The organism is Paenibacillus rhizosphaerae (genome assembly GCF_014192015.1).
GTDB classification, from domain to species: domain Bacteria; phylum Bacillota; class Bacilli; order Paenibacillales; family Paenibacillaceae; genus Paenibacillus_AQ; species Paenibacillus_AQ rhizosphaerae.
The window spans coordinates 362,454-381,827 of the sequence record NZ_JACHXJ010000001.1; the positions used below are offsets into that span (position 1 = coordinate 362,454).

Below are 19,374 nucleotides of genomic sequence, written 5' to 3' on the forward strand. Positions count from 1 at the left end.
CAATGCATTTCCCATATAAATGTAAATAGAGGAAGGAAATGCATCTATCACAACCATCAGGATGAAAGGAGGGAACCGAAATCGCCTCGTCCATCGGAAAAGAAGTTCTGAGAAAGGAATCCGGGCAGAAAGTGACCGGGGCGGCCCGTTATACAGGAGATGCCTTGAAGCCGGGCCTGCTGCACGCCTCCTTGGCTGTCAGCCCGCATGCCCATGCCCGGATTCTGTCGATCGATACCTCTGCGGCCCGAAGCATTCCGGGAGTCCGTGCGGTCGTCACTGGGGAGGATTTCCCGGTGCTCACCGGCTCTCCGCTGGAAGACCGGCCGCCGCTGGCCATAGACAAGGTGAGATATTTCGGCGAGCCGGTTGCCGTAGTGGTGGCGGATGCGGAATATATTGCTGAAATGGCGGCGCTGCAGGTCCGCGTGGAATACGAGATGCTGCCGCTTGTTCAGTCCCCGCTGGAAGCCTATAAGCCGGGCGCTCCGCTCATTCATGAACGTCTGGCGGAGTATAGGCGCTATGAGGAGGTATATCCGGAACCCGGCACCAACGTTGCAAGCCGCAACCGGATCCGTAAAGGAAACATGGAGGAAGGATGGTGCCGCAGTATCCACACGATTGAAGTCCGGGTGAGCTTGCCGCAATCCGACCATGCCGCGATGGAGCCGCGCTGCAGTACGGCCGAGCTGCTGCCGGACGGCAAAGCCGTCATCCATTCCGCCTCGCAATCCCCCTACATCATCCGCAGCCAAATCAACAGGTACTTTCATATCCCGCTGCAGCAAATCATCGTTCATACCCCGCTCGTTGGTGGTGGGTTCGGCGGGAAGGCGGCCGTTCAGCTGGAGTTTCTCGCTTTTCTGGCTTCCAGGGCCGTAGGGGGAAAAGCGGTCAAGCTGGTCAATTCAAGGGAGCGGGACATGGTCTCTTCCCCGGTGCATATCGGGCTGGAATCGAGAGTCAAGCTGGGCTGTACTGCCGATGGAAAAATCGCCGCCGCGGAAATTACGCACTGGTATGACGGAGGAGCCTACTCAGATCGGGGACCGATCATGAGCAAGGCGGGAGCCAGCGACTGCTCGGGTCCGTACCGAATCGACAATCTGCAGTGCGATTCGCTCTGCATGTATACGAACCACCCGTATTCTACTTCATTTCGCGGGTTTGGACATCCCGAGCTCACGTTTGCCATAGAGCGGGCAATGGATGTCATGGCGGCACGCTTGAACATGGATCCGCTGGAGTTCCGCTTTCTGAACGCCATTGGGCCCGGCGACACGACGCCGACGCAAACGCTGCTGGACCGGAGTACGGTAGGCAATCTCCCGATGTGCATCGCCAAGCTGAAGGATATGATCCGTTGGGATGAGCGGCCCCTGATGGAAGCGAAAGGCCGATTTGTCAAAGCCAGGGGCGTATGCTGTTTGTGGAAAAATTCCAACACCCCGGCCGATGCCGGTGCGGGGGCGGTCATCATCTTCAATGCCGACGGAAGCGTGAATTTGCTCTGCGGCGCTGTGGAGATCGGCCAGGGCACGCGGACGTCCCTCACCCAAATGGCAGCGGAGCGGCTCCGAATGGATGTGCACAACGTGTCGATCAGCACCGATGTCAATACGGAGACCGAACCGCAGCTGTGGAAAACCGTCGCGAGCCGAAGCACTTTTCTGGTCGGCAACGCGATCCTGGCGGCGGCGGACGACGCCATCGTACAGCTGAAGAACACGGCCGCCCGAGTACTTCGGCTCCCGCCCGCCGAACTGGAAGTCGGGGGCGGAAGAGTATACAGCAAGCGCGATCCGGGGACCGGCATAGAGATCGCCAAGATTGCCCTCGGATACAAACTTCCGGGCGGGGGAACGATCGGAAGCCAGATCATCGGCCGCGGCAGCTATGCGATGCGGGATATTAAGGAGCTGGACCCGATGACCGGCAAAGGAAAACCGGGTCCGGAGTGGACGGTCGGCGCCCAGATGGTGGAGGTGGAGCTGGATACGAGGGATTTTAGCTACCGGATTCTGCAGGCGGCAACCGTTATTGACGCCGGCAAAGTCATCAACCCGGTTTTCGCCCGCGGCCAAATTACCGGAGGCATGAGCATGGGGCTGGGCCTTGCCAGCAGGGAGGCTTTTGCGTTCAATGAAGAGGCCAAGGTGCTGAATCCGCAGTTCCGGACTTATCACATGCTGCGTTACGGAGAACAGCCTACGTATTTCGTCGATTTCGTCGAAACGCCGAATGCGGAGGCGCCATTCGGCCTGCGGGGTATCGGCGAGCATGGCGTGATCGGCATGCCTGCGGCACTGGCCAACGCTTTGTCGACCGCAACGGGCATCCCGCTGAACCGGCTTCCGCTTACCCCGGAACGGATCTGGAGGACGGTCCATGATACCATTTGACTTTGAATATTACCGGCCGTCTTCGGTGAAGGAGGCGGTCGATACCTTTCAGGCGCTGCAGGCCCAGGGCAAGCACCCGATGTATTGGTCCGGAGGGACGGAAATCATTACGATGGCGAGGTTGAATCACATTCGTCCGGGTGCGGTCGTCGATTTAAAAGCGATCCCTGAATGCAGCGTCATGGAATTCCGCGGACATGAACTGATCATCGGAGGCTGCGTCACGTTGTCCGCCGTCACCGGCGCGAACCTCTTCCCGCTGCTCGGCAGGGCGGCCCAGGGCGTCGCCGACCAGACGTCCCGCAACAAAATTACGCTGGGCGGCAACGTGTGCGGCCGAATCCACTACAGGGAAGCGGTTCTCCCGCTGCTTGTGGCCAACAGCCGCCTGGTTATCGCAGGGAAAGGCGGAGTCAGGGAGGCTGCGATCCACGAAGTCTTCCGCGGGCAGATCCGGCTGGAACCCGGGGAATTTCTGCTGCAGACCATGACGGACCGTGAATACGTATCTTTGCCGTCCGTCCATGTGAAGAAACGGCAGATCGGCCATGTCGGTTACCCCTTGGTGACCATGGTTGCCCTGAAGAAGGGAAACCGCATCCGTGCGGCATTCAGCGGGGTCTGCGGGTTCCCGTTCCGTTCGGCCGCCATCGAACAGGTGCTGAACACCGCTGGGCTTTCTGCGGAAGAGCGGGCCCGACAGGCAGCGGGACAGCTTCCGGCACCGCCGTTGACCAATGCGGAAGGCATGGCCGATTACCGCCTCTTTTTATTTAAGCAAACCGTCAAAGACGCCATTACAGCTTTGGAAGGGAGATGAACGTCCTGGAAAGCGCAAGCTCGAACTCGAATGCGATCTACCCGCTGGAGTTGGAGGTCAACGGGGAGCGCAGGTGGCTCTGGGTCCGTGCGGCGGAGACGCTGCTGCATACCCTCCGGGACCATCTTGGGCTAACCGGGTGCAAGCCAGGCTGCGAGAACGGGGACTGCGGCGCCTGCACCATCATCCTGAACGGGCTGCCGATGAAATCCTGCCTGATGCTCGCCGTAGAGGCGGACGGACAGCGCATCACCACGATTGAAGGGCTGAAGCATTCTCCGGTCCAAGAACAATTTGTCCTGAAGCAGGCGTTCCAATGCGGCTACTGCACATCGGGATTTATCATGAACGGTCACGGGCTGCTGAGTGCGCATCCGGACGCGGATCCGGAGACCATCCGGCTGTGGCTGGAATCGAACATATGCCGCTGCACCTCTTATGAAGAAATCCACGGGGCGATCATGGCGGCGCTGTCAGTAAAAAAGGAAGGCGGCCCGTAACCGGCGGCAGCTAAAAGGAGGAACGCGCTTGGAAGACATTCATCGGATTCTGGAAGCACTTCAGCAGTGCAGACAGCGCAGCGTGCTGGCGACCATTACCCGGGTGGAGGGCAGCGCCTACCGTAAAGAGGGCGCTTCCATGCTGCTGTTCAAGGATGGAACGCAGGTCGGCGTGCTGAGCACCGGCTGCCTGGAAGCAGATATCGCGGCCCGTGTCCCGGAGCTGCTGGCGGCCGGGGTCCCGCACACGTATACTTTCGACCTGGAGGCTGCCGATCCGCTGTCCTGGGGGGAAGGACCGGGCTGCGGAGGTGTGATCCAGGTTACGGCTGTAGTCGTCGGCGACTCGCTGCGGAGGCATCTGCTGATGCTGAAGGATTATTTGGACGATCAGATCGAAGTCATGCTTATACTAAAAAACAGCGCGGACCCTCGGGCTTCCGGATACAGCTTGGTCACCAGCTCCGGGCACCGGTTTGGCGAATGGCCGGGGACGTTCCCGGAAGCTCTGCGGGATTGGGCCACCGCCCAGATGGGGCGGCGGAGCGGGATGCAGATCGTGCCGGGAGATGCGGAAGAAGTATTCCTCCACACGTTTTTCCCCAAACCTCGGCTGACCCTGTTCGGTGCCGGGCCGGATGCTAAGCCTCTGGCCTCCTTTGCGGCCGCCGCCGGATTCACGGTCACCGTCGCCGATTGGAGGGCGGCCCTGTGCGATCGAAGCTTTTTTCCGGATGCCCACACGCTGCTTGACGGCTTCCCGGAGGAAACGGCCGGGCAGATCCGGTGGACGCCAAACGATTATGTGGTCATCATGACGCATCATTTCCGGAGGGACCGGGATCTGATCCGGATCCTCTCCGGCCATAACCTGGCTTATGTCGGTCTCCTGGGCTCGAAACGCAGAACGCAGCGTCTTCTCGAAGGCGGCTCCTTGCCGGAGCATTGGCACGCCCCCGTAGGTTTGCCGATCGGAGCAGACGGACCCGAAGAGATTGCCATCAGCATCGTTGCTGAATTAATCCAGGTGTACCGAACTTTCCGAAAGAGACGCTTGTCTAATGAAACAACATAGTATCCACGCCATTTATTTGGCTGCGGGACAAAGCAGCCGGATGGGAACAAGCAAACTCGCTCTCCCGCTGGGGGGGAATTGCGCTTGGCAATCACGCTCACTGATCCGGCTGCAAGGGGACGAGGGAGCCCGGCAGCTGATCCGTCACGGAAGGCCAGGGATCTCAATTCCGTTCGGATCGCCGGATCTGTTCCTGGACGTGGACACGCCGGAGGACTACGGATTGCTGCGGGACAAGGAAAACGCGGATTCCCCGCCAAAATCCTGAAGCAGCTGCCCGGCATTCATATACAAGGCGAGCGGGTACTGCTCCTGCTCCAAGTGTGCTGGTGCCTGAAGGCTCAGGCTGACCGCGCCGCTGCTGCCGTCGGTGGAGATGCCCGGCCCTGTATGCCACCGCTTGATCACCTGAGCGAGTTCTTGCAGGTGGGCGGCCCATTGCTGCTGGTGCTCCCGGCTAAAATGGCCGGTCCGCGACCATTGACCCAGCACCCGTATCATATCGGACAGATTGGCGTAGCCCGAGCGCAGCTGCTCCATCTGCCGGGTCAGGCGGCTCAGCAGATCGCGTTTCTTCGCGGCAAAAGGGTGGTAACGCAAGCTCCGGGCCGCCTGGTCCAGCTCAGTGGTCGCCTGGTGCAGCTCCTGAAACAGCGCCTGCCATGACCATTTCAGCGTTTGCGCTTCACTTGGAGGGCAGCCCTGTTCGACCCATTGCCCGGCCTTGATAAAATGGCCTGCCAAATGGTCCGCGAAGCGGGTCATTTTTTGTTTGGCGGATTGGATGGAATCCGGAGGGAAGAGCAGCGTCTGCGCCAGTACCGCTAACACGGCGCCGATGATCGTATCTCGGATCCGGTCAAGCGAATAGCTGGGCATGTTATGCTGAAAGAACAGCACGAGCAGAATGCTGAGGGCCACCTGCGTCACCAGCGCGTGATCCAGCTTCATCAGCCGGATGGCTAAGGCCGCGACCAACAGGCACAGCCCGAGGCTCCAACCATTCAATGGGAGCCAGGGCGTTACGCAGAGCGTCAGCAGGACACCGGCAGTCGTCCCCAGGACACGCTGCCAGGCGAACTGCATCGATTGGCTGACTGTGGCCTGTACGGACAAAATCGCAGTCAACGGGGCGAGATAAGGATGTGAAGAGCCCGCCCACTTCGCGGCCTCCCATGACAGCGCCGCAGCCAGTGGCATTTTCCATAGGGGACCGCTGCTTTTGATCGTATACCATAGATTGTCACTCATTCGTTGTGCATCCCCATTTATTTATTGTTGCTGCTATTGTTCCCACGGAACCAGGGGAGTAAACTCGCCGGGCAGGGCGCTACTTTCTTTTCCGATAGCCGCTCGGCGTAGCCGATACGAATTTTTTGAACTGCCGCATAAAGTGGGTTTCGTTCTCGTATCCGCACATCTTCGCGATGCTGCCGATGGAGAGGGAGCTGTTATCCAGCAAATATTTCGCATACTCCAGCCTGCTGTTGATCATGTCGGACGAGACCGAGCATCCGAACAAATCCTTGTACAGATGCTGAAAATAAGATTTACTCAGGTTGACGCTGGCCGCGAGCTCGCTTAAGGAATAGGAAGCCTGCGGTGAACGGTACAGCTCGCTGCGGATTTCCGACAGCTGGTGCAGATACCGGCCGGCGTTTCCCTGGGCAGGGGGCAGATGCCGCCAATTGGCGAGCTTCATCAGAAGGCTGCGCAGGTCCAGGTCGATAATTTCCGAGCGGTGGGGCCCACCGAGCCAGTTCACGTTCTGAAGCTCCATGATGCTCCGGGACACGGACGTCGGGTAAGCCGCCTCGGCCGGACGGTCCAGCGGAAGCTTAAGCTGCTGCAGGTATGCGCCAAGCTCCGTTCCTTCACAGTGAAACCAGTCGTTGACGAAAGGCTTCTCCAAGTCCCGGTACATGTAAGGGGTGCTGGGCTGCATCAAAATGAAGGCATTGTTATCTACGGTATAAGCCGAGCCGTCAATCACGACTTCCGCCTTGCTCCGAAAAAGGACAAAAGCGTAATTCCCGGCCCCGCTGCTGCGGTCGATCCGGATCCCATCCGAATGAACGAAGTTGTGGCCGCAGCTGACTAACTGAATCATGAAAGCCTCCTCCATAAAAAGCACGATAGGTCAGTTTTTGGCCAGTATAAATCATTGTGGCATAACGCACAAGCTACTATACTGTGTGGGAGAAAACCGGGAAAGAGGAGGCTATTGGATGAGCAGCGTATTAAACGCAGACACGATTAAGGGCAAAATCAATAAAAACATTTACGGACACTTCTCGGAGCATTTGGGGCGGTGCATATACGAAGGCATCTGGGTCGGAGAAGATTCGCCGATTCCGAACACGAACGGCATCCGCAATGACGTCGTGGAGGCACTGAAGCACATCCAGGTACCGGTGCTGCGCTGGCCGGGCGGCTGCTTTGCGGACGAGTACCATTGGAAAGACGGCATCGGACCGCGGGAAAAACGCAAACGGATGATTAATACCCACTGGGGCGGCGTGGTGGAGAATAACCACTTTGGTACGCATGAATTCATGGAGTTATGTGCCCAAATCGGGTGTGAGCCTTATATTAACGGCAATGTTGGAAGCGGTACCGTGCAGGAAATGTCGGAATGGGTGGAGTACCTGACCTTCGGAGGCGTATCGCCGATGGCGGAACTGCGCGCGGAGAACGGGCGCGAACAGCCTTGGTCGGTCACCTATTTTGGCGTAGGCAATGAAAACTGGGGCTGCGGCGGCAACATGCGGCCGGAATACTATGCGGATTTGTACCGCCAGTACCAGACTTATGTCCGCAACTACGGGGACAACCGGATTCACCGCATCGCCTGCGGCCCGAACTCGGACGATTACAACTGGATGGACGTGCTGATGCGCGAGGCCGCACGATATATGGATTCCATTACACTGCACTATTATACCGTCCCGGGAACGTGGGGGAACAAGGGGCCGGCTACCGGATTCAGCCGCGAAGAATGGTTCACCACGCTGGAAAAGGCGCTGTATATGGATGAGCTCATCACCAAGCACAGCACGATTATGGACAAATATGACCCTGGCCAACGGATCGGGCTGATCGTCGATGAATGGGGAACCTGGTATGACGTGGAACCGGGAACCAATCCGGGATTCCTGTATCAGCAAAACTCGCTGCGGGACGCGCTCGTGGCGGGACTGACCCTGAACATTTTCCATAAACACTGCAACCGGGTGCGGATGGCCAACATCGCCCAGACGATCAACGTGCTGCAGGCGGTCATTTTGACCGAAGGCGAAAAAATCGCCCTGACCCCGACATACCATGTGTTCGATATGTATAAAGTGCATCAGGATGCGGAGCTGCTGGATTTGAATCTGGAGAGCGGTACATACAGCGCCTTCGGCCGGTCCATTCCGGAAGTGACGGGAACCGCCTCGCGGGACGCCGAAGGAAAAATCCATATCAGCTTGTGCAATTTGAACGACGAGAGCGCTTCGACCGTAACGATCGACCTGCGCGGCATTTCGGCGGCATCGCTGACGGTGACGGGAACGATTCTGACTTCCGAGGAGCTGGATGCGCATAACACGTTTGAGCAGCCTGACCGGATTGCGCCGAAGCCGTTCGACGCGTTCAAGACGGACGGGACCCACCTGGTCGTCGAGCTGCCTTCCAAGTCGGTGACTGTGCTTGAACTGGTCTAAGCAAGCTTAGGACTTGCCGGCGGGTTGAGGGGAATAGATGCACAGTTCGCCTCGGGTGAGGTCTGTTTCAGCGAATCCATTATAGGATGGCAGGACATACCGCGGTTTCCGGAAGTTTTGTTGCGAAATAGGATGCTCTAGAAGTGATACGTTCCAATCACCTAAAAAGGCAATCTCCATAGTCGCTGTCATGGACAGCTCGGGAGATTGCCTTTTTACGGTAAAGTACGTTATTTCAATTTCAGAATGCCCGTCGTGTCCAGCAGCACGAGCAGCACCAGGATCGGAGCCACGTAGCGGAGCATGAACAGCCATACCCGGAACCATCCCGATTTGAGGCCGGCCGCTTCGGCAGCACCTTTCCAGAAGTACCCGGCGAAAATGGTAGTGATTAGCCCGCCGACCGGCAGCAAAATGTTGGATGTAATGAAGTCGAGCCAGTCAAAGAAGTTTTTGCTGCCCATTTCCGACAGACCCGGCACGATGCCGAAGGACAGCGCGGATGGAAGGCCGAGCAGCAGCACGAGCACGCTGATGATGACGACCGATTTCGTGCGGCCCCATTTCCAGCGGTCCATCAGGTACGTTACCGGCACTTCCAGCAGCGATACCGCCGACGTCAAAGCCGCGATCGCCAGCAGCACGAAGAACAGACCACCGAAGAACGCACCGAACGGCATGGCCGAGAAGGCGGCCGGCAGAGCGATGAACACCAGGCTTGGCCCGGAGTCGGGCTCAATGCCGAACGAAGCGGTTGTCGGGAAAATGATCAGCCCGGCCACGAACGCATAGATCAGGTCACCGGCTCCGATGGCAATCGTGGCGGATCCCAGAGACTGGCGCTTGTCCACATAGGCGCCATAAGTCAGCAGGATGCCCATCCCCAAGGAAAGGGAGAAGAAAGCATGTCCCAAAGCGACAAGCGCTGATTCCGGCGTCAGCTGGGAGAAATCGGGATTCAAGAAAAACGATACCCCTTCTCCCGCACCGGGCAAGGTTACGGCGCGGATCATCAGGACGACAAGCAGGATGATCAATCCCGGGATCAGCACTTTGTTGAACTTTTCGATGCCGCCGGAAATCCCTTTGACCACGACAAAGCCGGTAATCAGGATGGCGACGGCCTGCCATACGATCGGCATGTAGCCGCCGATAAACGTATTGAACTGTCCTTTAAAATCCGGGTTGGTGTACAAATTTCCACTGAAAGACTGTACGGCGTAATTCAGCGTCCAGCCCGCTACGATGACGTAGAAGGTCAGAATCAGAAAAGGCGCGATAACCTGCAGCAGGCCGAGACGGCCGAAGATTTTGCTGCCGCCCGCCTTGACGAACGAAGTGGCCGCACTGCCTCTGCCCGCGCGTCCGATGGCGAGCTCAGCGAGCAAAACAGGTAAACCAATGACGATCAGGCAAATGATAAAGAGCAGAAAGAAGGCTGCGCCGCCGTTTTGTCCGGTGATGTACGGGAATTTCCACATGTTCCCGAGTCCCACGGAGCTCCCAATGGCGGCAAGGATAAAGCCTGCGGATGAAAACTGGTCTTTTTTTCCTGATGCCGCTGGGTTTTTAGGTGGTGTAGTCATAGAAGTTCCCCCAGTTTATTTTTGAAAGTTCATTCTATTATAATTTATTGTCCCCGTAAAGGCATGGGAAATTTAATTTCACCCAATTAAAACAGAACGATGCCCGCAAATCCAGAACAAACTATGACGGTTACCGGATGCAGTTTGTATTTGGTGATCGCGACAAACGCCAGCACGCCGATCAGCAGTGTGGCGAAGGTGGTCCAGTGATAGATGGCTTCCGACGGATCGGGGAAACCGAAGTGGATGGCCGCATAGACGATAAGTCCGGTAATGATCGGCCGGAGGCCGTAAAAGGAGGATTTGACCCAGGGGTTAGCATTCATTCGATAAAAGAAGGCTGCAATCAGGATCACAATGAGCAGGGAAGGCAGAACGATGCCGGCGGTAGCGGTAACGGCCCCAGCCAGGCCCGCGGTCTGGTAACCGATCAGCGTCGCGCTGTTGGTGGCGATCGGGCCGGGCGACATCCCCGCAATCGATACCGTCCGCTGAAATTCCCCGGTGCTCAGCCACCCGTGCTGCTGCACTTCGTACTGGATCATCGGGATGACCGCATAACCTCCGCCGAAGGAGAGAAACCCGATTTTTAAAAATGAGACAAATAACTGCCAGAACAGCATGAGACTCCTCCTAGATGTAATATTCGATGACCGGCTCGTTCTCCTTGCGCGCCCTTTCGGTGTGAACCGGAAGCCCCAGCCGCTTCTTCAGCCGGATGACGGTGATGCCGAGCACCAGCCCGACGGCAATTAGAACCATGGGATTCAGACCGGTCAGCAAAAGCAGGGCCAGGGAGCCGGCGGCAGTGATGACGGTCGTCCGGTCAAACAGCGCATTTTTGCCCATTTTGAACGCGGCTACTGCGATCAGTCCGATGACCGCGCCATGAATGCCTTTGAAGGCGGCCTGGACTTTGGGCTCCTCGCGGAACATCGAGTAGAACACGCTCAGCAGAAAAACGATGATGAACGTAGGGAGCGTGATGCCCAGCGTGGCCGCCAGGGCTCCGGGAATTTTGCCCAGCCGGTATCCCAGAAACGCCGAAGCGTTCACCCCGACGCCGCCGGGGGCCGAACCCGCGAGTGACATTAAATCGCTCATTTCCTGGCGGTCCATCCATTTGCGTTTATCGACGAACTCCTTTTCGATCATCGGCATCATGGCGTATCCGCCGCCAAATGTCGCCGGACCGATTTTGAAAAAAATCCAAAATAATTGTAGCAGCAGGTACGCTTTCGATGTCTTATCGGTTTGCACAACACGTCACCTCAATTAAATTCTGTCTGTATTATAACATCTTTTATCCAAAATGGAATTAACTTAGTTGAAAATAGGCTAGAAGATATCGAAAGGGGAGGGTGGCTAGTAGTAACGGGGGAACCGGGATCTCCGCTTCGGAATATTTTCCAGGCTCTTGTAATGTCTAGGGATTTAGTGGGTTTTGCTTAATCATATCAAGTTTGGGCAGAGGTATAGGTGCTTGACGAATAGAAGGATATCGGCTCGAAGCCAGCAGTCAAAAAAGGATTTAAACCAAGCAAACTACTCGACTTTATTTCATAATAGAATTAACTCTAGTGTACTATGGTTGCGGACGGAAATCTTTGCGTCTACTCACTTCAACAACTTCCTTTAGCGCACACCAAAAAAACTTAAAGGGCGGCGGCCGCTTCAAGGTTTCTTGGGAACGTGCTTGTTTTTTACATAAAACACTTCGGTTGAGGTGAGCATAAGCTCGACGATTTGCTTGGCCATATATTCCGGAGACTCCGGAAAATCTTCCTCGATCCAGCGGATGACAAGCCCGGCGATGCCGTGAGCCCGGAAAATGTACAGCCATTTCGGATCCAGCTCGGTGGCGCTGCTGAATTCGTAATCGTACTCCGCAATGAACAGCTGCTCGATCGCTTTGGCCATCCGGTACCTGAAGTCGGCGCGGATATGGCTGCTCAGCAGCAATTTGTACAGAGGCGCCTGTTCCTGAAAATAGGAAAACAGCGTGATCTCTTCCGTGTTTAAGTCTTTCATGTTCACTTTGTGGATCGTCTGGTACGGATGACGGATTTGCCGGATCATTTCCCCCAGCGTATCGTCGATAATTTCATCGATCAGTTCTTCTTTGGTATGAAAATGGGCGTAAAACGTTCCGCGGTTATAATTCGCCTTCCGGACGATTTCCGAAATGGTGATCTCTTCAAAAGGCTTCTCTGCCAGCAGGTCCAGGCAGGTTTGCTTCAAGGCCGCTTTGGAGCGCTGTATACGTTTGTCCAAAAAGTCACTCATACAATCAACACCTCTTCTAAAGTATGAAAGAAATCGACTGAATCTGCAAATTTTACTGTACAAAATGCAGTAGATTGTACGTTAATATACAGTCGGGAAAGCGCTGTCGATTGATCGATTTCCGGTTTGGGGTATAGTGAAGTATGTAGGGTAAATTAAACATCTTGATATGGAGGTCATGGGTATGACATTCCCGGCATTGGAAGGAAAAGTAGCGATTGTCACCGGTGGTGCGATGGGTATGGGGGAAGCGACGGCGCGCCTGTTTGCCGAAGCCAAAGCCAAAGTCGTGATCGCCGATTTTAACGAAGAAAAAGGAAAAGCTGTTGTCGATTCCATCAACGCTGCCGGCGGGGAGGCCGCTTTTGTCAAAGTGGACATTTCGAAATCCGAAGACGTGCAGGCGATGGTCAAATTTACGGTCGATACGTTCGGGAAACTGGATGCGGCCGTCAACAACGCGGCGCTGACACCGGACGACAAGCCGGCGGCCGAATTTGATGAGGATTACTGGAACCGGCTGATCTCGGTGGACTTGACGGGCACAGCCTTGTGCATGAAGTACGAGCTCCAGCAGATGCTTAAACAGGGGAACGGCGGCTCGATCATCAACATTTCTTCCGTCAGCGGTTTCCGTCCGCAGCCGAACAATATCGCTTATGTGGCAGCCAAGCATGGCGTGGTCGGCATGACGAAGGTCGCGGCGATGGAGAACGGACCGCACAATATCCGCGTCAACTCCGTGGCACCGGGCGCAATCGATACGCCGATGCTGCGCGGAGCACTGGAGCAATTCGGATTCACGGAAGAAGAGTATGCCCCGCAGCTCAGTCTGCTGAACCGCTTTGGACAACCCCGCGAGATTGCCCAGGCAAGCCTGTGGCTGGCGTCCGATGCTTCTTCTTATGTAACGGGAACGACGATACACGTCGACGCTGGATATACTTCTCGTTAATCCGATCGATCAATCGCTGGACAATTTAGATGCAAGTGCCATGGAGACCGGGGAGACTCCCCGGTTTTTTGGGTTTGAGGCAGCTGTCTCCCCATGAAGAATTGGGGGAATCGGCTGCTTTTTTTCAACGCCCATGACTGAAAAAATCATTTGCTGTCCGGACAAAACACCCGTTTTTTGGGAAAAGTGTACGCCGGAACACCCAGATGTACCTGTTCAGAAAATGAGGAAGTCCCTATCATCAGCAATATAGAAAGCGCTGTCATTTAGCGTTCGGCGGCCGGCCGGCTGTGGCGTCGTGTAAGCCAGCATCCGTCAAGCGGTCCGAAAAAAGGTCAGCCGTAAAGCGCGAAGGCGCTTCTAAGTTTTTCATGCCGGAAGGAGATGATGGAATGGCTCGGCTGTGCTTCCTTGGAGCGATGTGCCTGCTGCCTATTGGGCGTATAAGGATATCGCCGAAGCCTCCCTGGATCATCCGGTGAAGGCAAGAAAAGCGGGCGGGGAAGATTGGGATGCGGTGACGATTAAGCAGCCGTAAAGATATATCATCCGTAAAGATATATCATCCGTAAAGATACATCATCCAGGGATTCGAATCCGTGATTTCTGGGAAAAGTACCTGTAGAATGCAGCAGGCCGCCAAAGATACCGGCGGCCTGCATGTTTTGAATGACGCCGATAAAAAATACTGGACTACTCGTTCCAGTTCGTATATACTGATGCTCAAAGGGAGGTGGCGCCGATGGGCCGTACCAAAGAATTTGACCGGGATCAAGTGCTCCGCAAAGCTATGATGGTGTTCTGGGAGAAAGGTTACGAATCGACGAGCATACCGGATTTGCTGGAAGCGATGGATCTTAGCCGTTCCAGTTTGTATGAAACGTTCCAGGATAAGCAGTCCCTGTACTACGAGGCGATCCAGCACTACAAGAAGATGTCGCAAAGAAAGCGGGATCTGTTAATCGCCGCTCCCACCGCCATTGAGGGCATCCGGCAGTATTTCGAGATTCATATCACGAGTGCTTTCGCCGCGAAGGATGAAGTCCTTCCCAATGGGTGCATGATTACGAACGCAGCCCTGAGTATCGACGCCATGGACGAACCACTGCAGAAATTGGTCAAGAAGAGCTTTGAGGAGCTGGAGCAGCTGTTTTACGAAAAATTAAAGAGAGGACAGGAGACCGGAGAAATTTCTCCTGACAAAGACATTCGTCTCTTATCGTTCATGCTGCTCAATCTCAACCACAGCGTTAACGTGATGGCGAAAGTTCAGCAGGACAGCGCCAAGGCGCGGGAGATGATGGAAATGGTGCTGGGCATGCTGTAATTTTTTTAAGAGATCAGAAAGTATAAGTCTCGGAGCCTCCGCTTCCTGATCTTGCAACAAAAACTTCCGCTAGCGGTCTGTCTTCTGCGAAGATACATCGGTAGGCATTTTTGCAGCCATACTGGAACGACTGTTCCGGAAAAATGGTTTTCTGAGAAAAATTATTTTATGTTAAAAAAAGATGAGGCGGCCTGTCCCTATATCGGAACGATTGTTCCGAAAAAGGGATGCCATACAAACAAAGGAGAAATGTTATGAATACCTTCGCAAAAGAAAAGCCTCACGCCGCTGCTGTTTCATCCTGGATCAACCTGATCCTTGCCGTCGCTTGCGGCATCATCGTTGCCAACTTGTATTATGCCCAGCCTCTCGTAGGATCGATCAGCTCAGCCCTGGGATTATCCTCCGGAGCGGCGGGATTAATCGTTACCCTAACCCAGATCGGTTACGGAATCGGTCTGTTATTGATCGTTCCTTTGGGGGATTTGCTCGAAAACCGCAGGCTGGTGGTCACGCTGCTGCTCTTTAACGTGATCGTGCTTCTCATCGCTGCCGAAGTCCGTAACGCGGCTTTGTTTCTGGCGGCGTCGCTATTTATCGGCATAGGATCCGTTGCCGCTCAGATCCTGGTTCCTTTTGCAGCTCATTTGTCCCCTGAAGAAACGCGGGGGCGCAACGTGGGGAATGTCATGAGCGGCCTGCTCCTCGGCATCATGCTCGCCCGTCCGGCTGCCAGCTTGGTGGAAGACTTCCTGGGATGGCACGCCATCTTCATTCTGTCCGCCGTTCTGATTCTTGTGCTTGCGCTGGTTCTAGCCAAGGCGCTTCCGGCAAGACGTCCGCAGACATCCATCAGCTACCCTGCGATCCTGTCGTCGATGCTGAAGCTGCTGAAGACGACGCCGATCTTGCGGCGCAGAGCTCTTTACCACGCGTTTCTGTTTGCTTCCTTCAGCCTTTTTTGGACAACGGTTCCTATGCTGCTGGTCAGCCCGGCATTTCATTTTTCGCAAACAGGGGTCGCTCTGTTCGCCTTGGTAGGGGTAGCCGGAGCGGCGGCTGCGCCGGTCGCCGGCCGGCTTGCCGATAAAGGATGGATCCGTTCCGGTACAGGGATCGCCCTTGGGCTCGCGGTCATTTCCATGCTCCTGCCCCTTGTGATCCATGGCGGTTCCGTGCTTTCGATCATCAGCCTGGTCGTGGCCGCCATTGTGCTGGATATGGCCGTTTCCGCCAATCTGGTGCTCGGGCAGCGCTCCATTTTCGCACTGGGTGCAGAGCTTCGCAGCCGGCTGAACGGCTTGTTCATGGCTATCTTTTTCGCCGGCGGAGCCATCGGTTCCGCAGTAGGCGGATGGGCGTATGCACAAGGCGGATGGGAAGCGGCGATATGGCTTGGTGTTCTTTTTCCGGTGCTGGCTTTGCTCTACTTCTTTACGGAGAAAAAGGAAGCAAGATAAAAAGTTTAGTGTTATCTGAATGATTGCTGCTGACGTCCCCAAAAAAAGCAACCGTACAAGCGAAATTTGCGTATGGTTGCTTTTTTTATTTAGGGTGTCCTGAGCCGATCATGAAATATCTTCCCGTCAGAAGGGAAGTTGTGCATCCGCCTAGTTCACGAACAATGGAATTCTGATTTCAGCTTCGGGTGCTTCCGGCGTGGCGCGAAGCTGCTGTCCTTCAGGCCAGTGGTAATGAACCGATTCCGTAACAGGATCGATTTCGACGGTATAAAGTGTGCCGAAATGATTCGAAAACTTGCGATGATACAACGGGTCTTTAAAAAAATCCTGAGGCGTTACGGCACCGCCCATTCTGAAGAGATGGTCAAACCGTTCTACGGTCCGGTGTTCGGTGTGTGCGGAATCCTGAACTTGTCCCTGATGATTCGTGCAGCAAATAAGACCGTCAGCTTCACTCACGCCTTCCGGCGAGGTGTAGACGACGCTGAAACGGCCTTTTCGATCCAAGAGCGAGATGTTTTGAGCAAGCCGATGAGGGATCGAGTACAGCCGTTCCACTGCCTCAGGAACCGTTGCTGAAGTGGCCAAGAGATAGCGGACAATGAGCGGAATGCTGAAACCGTTCCCTACCGAGAAGTCTCCGCCAAACGTGATGGCCACGGCGAGGCCGTGATGGTTCAAGCCGTCCAGATAGCCCCAACCGCCTTCGGCCGAACCCATGATCCATCCTCCATCAGGCAGTGGTTCGTAACGGAATACGCCGCTGAACCCATCCAAGCTGAAGTCGTAATTTCGGATTAAGGTTGGATGGCCTAACCGGTGGGATATCGAGTTGCTGCAGCCTGAGAAGAAGGGAGGGAGGTTATACATGGCGAGCAGTTGAGCCTCTCCGGGACGGTTGGGCGAGACAGATAACAGGGCCTCATACTCGGGGAGCAGTTCGGGCATGAAATGGCTGAGAGCAAGACACACGTCCTCGGAATCCATGGGATCCTGAGGGCGGAATGCATCCATATTCCAGTGCTGGGCGATATGGGAGGACCATGCCGATGGATTCGAGGTCAGGACCGGAAGACGCTTATACCAAAACGGTTTCGTTTCTTTAACCATGATCAAGTCTCCTTTATATGAATCATGTTTGATGAATCCTTCACCTGCTACCTTACCCCAATCCGGTCCGTTCCGCCTGTTCATTTGTGCTCTCTTTGGTCAGCTCAACTGCCGATAAGATCCTGGCTTTCTGTATGGTTCCTTCAGGCCTTAAGGAGAACGGGGACCACACCGTCTGACCTATGACGGTAAGGTTGGCTTCACCGCAGCTGAAGAAGGTTATAAAGAAGCAGGAAAGGAGCACCTATTTGGCGAAAGGCAAGGATAATAGGTACCCAACAAACACTTGGAGGAGACGGCCAAACAGGATTGACTGATGATCAGGCAGACGGGGGATGACCGCAGTGCGCAATCAACCTGCATATCTGCAACTGCCGGGTGCATAGACGTAAGCAGTAAAGTACGGATGCGGCCGCAGGCTGCCTTTGACCAAGATACGGCTGGGTCCGCCTCATATTACCAAATGAATAAAAAGGAGTTAAGCTGATGTCCACATTCCTATCGCACAACTACCGCGGGGCGTATCATTTTTCCCCGAAGGAAAATTGGATGAACGATCCCAACGGAATGGTCTTTTTCCAGGGGGAATACCACCTGTTCTACCAGTATCATCCCTATAGTACGATTTGGGGACCGATGCATTGGGGACACGCGGTCAGTCGGGACTTGGTCGTTTGGGAGGACCTTCCGATCGCCCTGGCGCCGGATGAGCATGGTACGATTTTCTCAGGCAGCGCCGTGGTCGACTGGAACAATACGACCGGCTTTTTCGGCAAGGAGCCGGGGCTTGTCGCTATTTTTACGCAGCATGCCGAAGGAGCGGAAGGCGAGGCGCCGGTGCAGCGCCAGAGCCTGGCATACAGCACAGATGCGGGACGAACCTGGACGAAGTATGCCGGCAACCCAGTATTGGCACATGACACCTTCGTGGACTTCCGCGATCCGAAGGTATTCTGGCACGAGGCTTCCGCACAGTGGGTAATGATTGTTGCCTGCGGTCAGACCGTCTGCCTATACCGTTCGCCGAACCTAATCGACTGGACGCTGTCCAGTGAATTCGGGGAAGAGATTGGCAGCCATGACGGCGTCTGGGAGTGCCCTGATCTGTTTCCGCTGCCGGTAGACGGGAATCCGGATCAGACGAAATGGGTCATGCTCGTCAGCATCGGCGATCATCAAGGCTCCGCGGAAGGATCGCGCACACAATATTTTACCGGAGACTTCGATGGGGAGCGCTTTAAGCCGGATGCGGCTTCGCAGACCCGCGTGAGATGGATCGATTACGGCCGGGACAACTATGCCGGCGTCAGTTGGTCGGATGTGCCGGCTGAGGACGGCAGACGCTTGTTCATTGGTTGGATGAGCAACTGGAAATATGCGGGCCAGACGCCGACTGGCGGATGGCGGGGCGCGATGACCGCGCCGCGGGAGCTGAGGCTGCAGTCGCGCAGCGGCTCCGCCGAACTCATCCAGCAGCCCGCCCGGGAACTGGAGGCGTACCGCAAGGAGGTGCTGTCCCTGAAACAGGTAACCGCTGCTCAGGCATCTGCGAAGTTGGCTGGGTTGCAGCTGGAAAGTGGGGAGATTCGGATCGGTTTTGTTTCCGGCTCTCTGGAAATGAAGGTTCGGGCTGGTGCTGGCCGGGAAACGGTGATCGGTTACAGCGCTGCGGCGGGTGAAGTCTATATCGACCGGACCCGGGCAGGCGCGGCGGATTTTCATCCGCTGTTTGCCGGCAGACATACAGCCGTTCTGGATGCGGCGGACGGGACGGTGGACCTGCGGATCCTGATCGACCGGTCATCGGTGGAGGTGTTCGCTGGCGAAGGCCTTGCGGTTCTTACCGACCTGATCTATCCGGATCAGGTATCCACCGGGTTGTCCCTCGCGGCGGACGATGAGGAGACGCTTATCGATTCGCTCGATATTTACGAACTATCTATTTAAATATGAACCTTGTTCCATCTGTCCGTATCATGGGCCAGCCGTTCGAATCGTCGACGAGAAAGATCGCCGCATCATCTATTTGGGAATGACGGACAAGGGTCTCGACATCGTTCATAAAGCGAATCAGAACGGGCAGATCTCGCGCAGGAATCTTTTCGAAAAATTGACCGAGGAAGAAAGACAGCAGCTGCTG

The 19,374-nt window shown here is 55.6% G+C and carries 18 protein-coding genes; 11 read left to right on the forward strand and 7 right to left on the reverse strand.

What is annotated here, in order from left to right:
* Positions 1 to 80 precede the first annotated feature (80 nt).
* Genes FHS19_RS01455 through FHS19_RS01475 form a run of 5 tightly spaced genes read left to right on the forward strand, consistent with a single transcriptional unit; the run spans position 81 to position 5,068 of the window.
* Positions 81 to 2,405, forward strand: coding sequence for a xanthine dehydrogenase family protein molybdopterin-binding subunit (locus FHS19_RS01455; protein ID WP_183581328.1), 2,325 nt, complete (start codon positions 81 to 83; stop codon positions 2,403 to 2,405).
* Positions 2,392 to 3,225: an FAD binding domain-containing protein gene (locus FHS19_RS01460; RefSeq protein ID WP_183577606.1), complete on the forward strand. Its 834-nt coding sequence runs from the start codon at positions 2,392 to 2,394 to the stop codon at positions 3,223 to 3,225. The genes FHS19_RS01455 and FHS19_RS01460 overlap by 14 nt, the downstream gene beginning before the upstream one ends.
* On the forward strand, positions 3,222 to 3,725 hold the full coding sequence (locus FHS19_RS01465) for a (2Fe-2S)-binding protein (RefSeq protein WP_183577609.1): 504 nt from the start codon (positions 3,222 to 3,224) through the stop codon (positions 3,723 to 3,725). The genes FHS19_RS01460 and FHS19_RS01465 overlap by 4 nt, the downstream gene beginning before the upstream one ends.
* Before the next feature lie 28 nt (positions 3,726 to 3,753).
* Entirely contained in the window at positions 3,754 to 4,800 is a 1,047-nt protein-coding gene (locus FHS19_RS01470; RefSeq protein WP_183577612.1) for an XdhC family protein, read from the forward strand.
* Positions 4,787 to 5,068 carry a glycosyltransferase family protein gene (locus tag FHS19_RS01475; protein WP_183577614.1) on the forward strand — a complete coding sequence of 94 codons (282 nt, stop codon included), beginning with the start codon at positions 4,787 to 4,789 and terminating at the stop codon, positions 5,066 to 5,068. Before FHS19_RS01470 ends, FHS19_RS01475 begins: the two co-directional genes overlap by 14 nt.
* Here FHS19_RS01475 and FHS19_RS01480 read toward each other — a convergent pair.
* Together FHS19_RS01480 and FHS19_RS01485 are read right to left on the reverse strand one after the other, a co-directional pair.
* Positions 5,017 to 6,051: an FUSC family protein gene (locus FHS19_RS01480; RefSeq protein WP_183577616.1), complete on the reverse strand. Its 1,035-nt coding sequence runs from the start codon at positions 6,049 to 6,051 to the stop codon at positions 5,017 to 5,019. The genes FHS19_RS01475 and FHS19_RS01480 overlap by 52 nt on opposite strands.
* 79 nt (positions 6,052 to 6,130) lie before the next feature.
* Entirely contained in the window at positions 6,131 to 6,910 is a 780-nt protein-coding gene (locus FHS19_RS01485; protein ID WP_183577618.1) for a helix-turn-helix domain-containing protein, read from the reverse strand.
* Positions 6,911 to 7,028: 118 nt separating this feature from the next.
* On the opposite strand from FHS19_RS01485, the gene FHS19_RS01490 reads away from it, so the two are divergent.
* Positions 7,029 to 8,507, forward strand: coding sequence for an alpha-N-arabinofuranosidase (locus tag FHS19_RS01490; protein WP_183577620.1), 1,479 nt, complete (start codon positions 7,029 to 7,031; stop codon positions 8,505 to 8,507).
* Between the two features lie 230 nt (positions 8,508 to 8,737).
* Here FHS19_RS01490 and FHS19_RS01495 read toward each other — a convergent pair whose 3' ends face one another.
* The 4 genes from FHS19_RS01495 to FHS19_RS01510 form a co-directional block, all read right to left on the reverse strand.
* Positions 8,738 to 10,093 (reverse strand): sodium-dependent transporter, encoded by a 1,356-nt coding sequence (locus FHS19_RS01495; RefSeq protein ID WP_183577622.1) that lies wholly within the window; start codon positions 10,091 to 10,093, stop codon positions 8,738 to 8,740.
* Between the two features lie 86 nt (positions 10,094 to 10,179).
* A complete protein-coding gene (locus FHS19_RS01500) occupies positions 10,180 to 10,716 on the reverse strand; it encodes a chromate transporter (protein WP_183577624.1) in 537 nt (178 codons plus the stop codon).
* A 10-nt stretch (positions 10,717 to 10,726) separates the two neighbouring features.
* The gene (locus FHS19_RS01505; protein WP_183577625.1) at positions 10,727 to 11,353 is read right to left on the reverse strand and encodes a chromate transporter; all 627 of its coding nucleotides are present in this window, start codon (positions 11,351 to 11,353) and stop codon (positions 10,727 to 10,729) included.
* Between the two features lie 414 nt (positions 11,354 to 11,767).
* Positions 11,768 to 12,379: a TetR/AcrR family transcriptional regulator gene (locus FHS19_RS01510; RefSeq protein ID WP_183577628.1), complete on the reverse strand. Its 612-nt coding sequence runs from the start codon at positions 12,377 to 12,379 to the stop codon at positions 11,768 to 11,770.
* Between the two features lie 184 nt (positions 12,380 to 12,563).
* Here FHS19_RS01510 and FHS19_RS01515 point away from each other — a divergent pair, with 184 nt between their 5' ends.
* The 4 genes from FHS19_RS01515 (at position 12,564) to FHS19_RS01525 (ending at position 16,121) form a co-directional block, all read left to right on the forward strand.
* Positions 12,564 to 13,334, forward strand: a complete 771-nt coding sequence (locus FHS19_RS01515) for an SDR family NAD(P)-dependent oxidoreductase (RefSeq protein WP_183577631.1) — start codon at positions 12,564 to 12,566, stop codon at positions 13,332 to 13,334.
* Between the two features lie 403 nt (positions 13,335 to 13,737).
* The gene (locus FHS19_RS35230) at positions 13,738 to 13,872 is read left to right on the forward strand and encodes a hypothetical protein (protein WP_281382258.1); all 135 of its coding nucleotides are present in this window, start codon (positions 13,738 to 13,740) and stop codon (positions 13,870 to 13,872) included.
* 204 nt (positions 13,873 to 14,076) lie between these two features.
* Complete coding sequence (locus FHS19_RS01520) at positions 14,077 to 14,661, forward strand: TetR/AcrR family transcriptional regulator (RefSeq protein WP_183577634.1); 585 nt, start codon at positions 14,077 to 14,079, stop codon at positions 14,659 to 14,661.
* A 254-nt stretch (positions 14,662 to 14,915) separates the two neighbouring features.
* Positions 14,916 to 16,121, forward strand: coding sequence for an MFS transporter (locus FHS19_RS01525; protein WP_183577637.1), 1,206 nt, complete (start codon positions 14,916 to 14,918; stop codon positions 16,119 to 16,121).
* 150 nt (positions 16,122 to 16,271) lie between these two features.
* On the opposite strand, the gene FHS19_RS01530 is transcribed toward FHS19_RS01525, so the two are convergent.
* A complete protein-coding gene (locus tag FHS19_RS01530) occupies positions 16,272 to 17,234 on the reverse strand; it encodes a C45 family autoproteolytic acyltransferase/hydrolase (RefSeq protein ID WP_183577639.1) in 963 nt (320 codons plus the stop codon).
* Between the two features lie 486 nt (positions 17,235 to 17,720).
* Between FHS19_RS01530 and FHS19_RS01535 the strand changes: the two genes are divergently transcribed.
* A complete protein-coding gene (locus tag FHS19_RS01535; protein WP_183577642.1) occupies positions 17,721 to 19,181 on the forward strand; it encodes a glycoside hydrolase family 32 protein in 1,461 nt (486 codons plus the stop codon).
* Positions 19,182 to 19,374: the final 193 nt, after the last annotated feature.

What these genes read in the sequence shown, in the direction of transcription:
- FHS19_RS01490 (WP_183577620.1), top strand. Translation starts at nt 7,029, where the DNA reads ATGAGCAGCGTATTAAACGCAGACACGATTAAGGGCAAAATCAATAAA.
- FHS19_RS01510 (WP_183577628.1), bottom strand. Translation starts at nt 12,379, where the DNA reads ATGAGTGACTTTTTGGACAAACGTATACAGCGCTCCAAAGCGGCCTTG.
- FHS19_RS01500 (WP_183577624.1), bottom strand. Translation starts at nt 10,716, where the DNA reads ATGCTGTTCTGGCAGTTATTTGTCTCATTTTTAAAAATCGGGTTTCTC.
- FHS19_RS01480 (WP_183577616.1), bottom strand. Translation starts at nt 6,051, where the DNA reads ATGAGTGACAATCTATGGTATACGATCAAAAGCAGCGGTCCCCTATGG.
- FHS19_RS01495 (WP_183577622.1), bottom strand. Translation starts at nt 10,093, where the DNA reads ATGACTACACCACCTAAAAACCCAGCGGCATCAGGAAAAAAAGACCAG.
- FHS19_RS01465 (WP_183577609.1), top strand. Translation starts at nt 3,222, where the DNA reads ATGAACGTCCTGGAAAGCGCAAGCTCGAACTCGAATGCGATCTACCCG.
- FHS19_RS01485 (WP_183577618.1), bottom strand. Translation starts at nt 6,910, where the DNA reads ATGATTCAGTTAGTCAGCTGCGGCCACAACTTCGTTCATTCGGATGGG.
- FHS19_RS01515 (WP_183577631.1), top strand. Translation starts at nt 12,564, where the DNA reads ATGACATTCCCGGCATTGGAAGGAAAAGTAGCGATTGTCACCGGTGGT.
- FHS19_RS01525 (WP_183577637.1), top strand. Translation starts at nt 14,916, where the DNA reads ATGAATACCTTCGCAAAAGAAAAGCCTCACGCCGCTGCTGTTTCATCC.
- FHS19_RS01535 (WP_183577642.1), top strand. Translation starts at nt 17,721, where the DNA reads ATGTCCACATTCCTATCGCACAACTACCGCGGGGCGTATCATTTTTCC.
- FHS19_RS01520 (WP_183577634.1), top strand. Translation starts at nt 14,077, where the DNA reads ATGGGCCGTACCAAAGAATTTGACCGGGATCAAGTGCTCCGCAAAGCT.
- FHS19_RS01475 (WP_183577614.1), top strand. Translation starts at nt 4,787, where the DNA reads ATGAAACAACATAGTATCCACGCCATTTATTTGGCTGCGGGACAAAGC.
- FHS19_RS01530 (WP_183577639.1), bottom strand. Translation starts at nt 17,234, where the DNA reads ATGGTTAAAGAAACGAAACCGTTTTGGTATAAGCGTCTTCCGGTCCTG.
- FHS19_RS01460 (WP_183577606.1), top strand. Translation starts at nt 2,392, where the DNA reads ATGATACCATTTGACTTTGAATATTACCGGCCGTCTTCGGTGAAGGAG.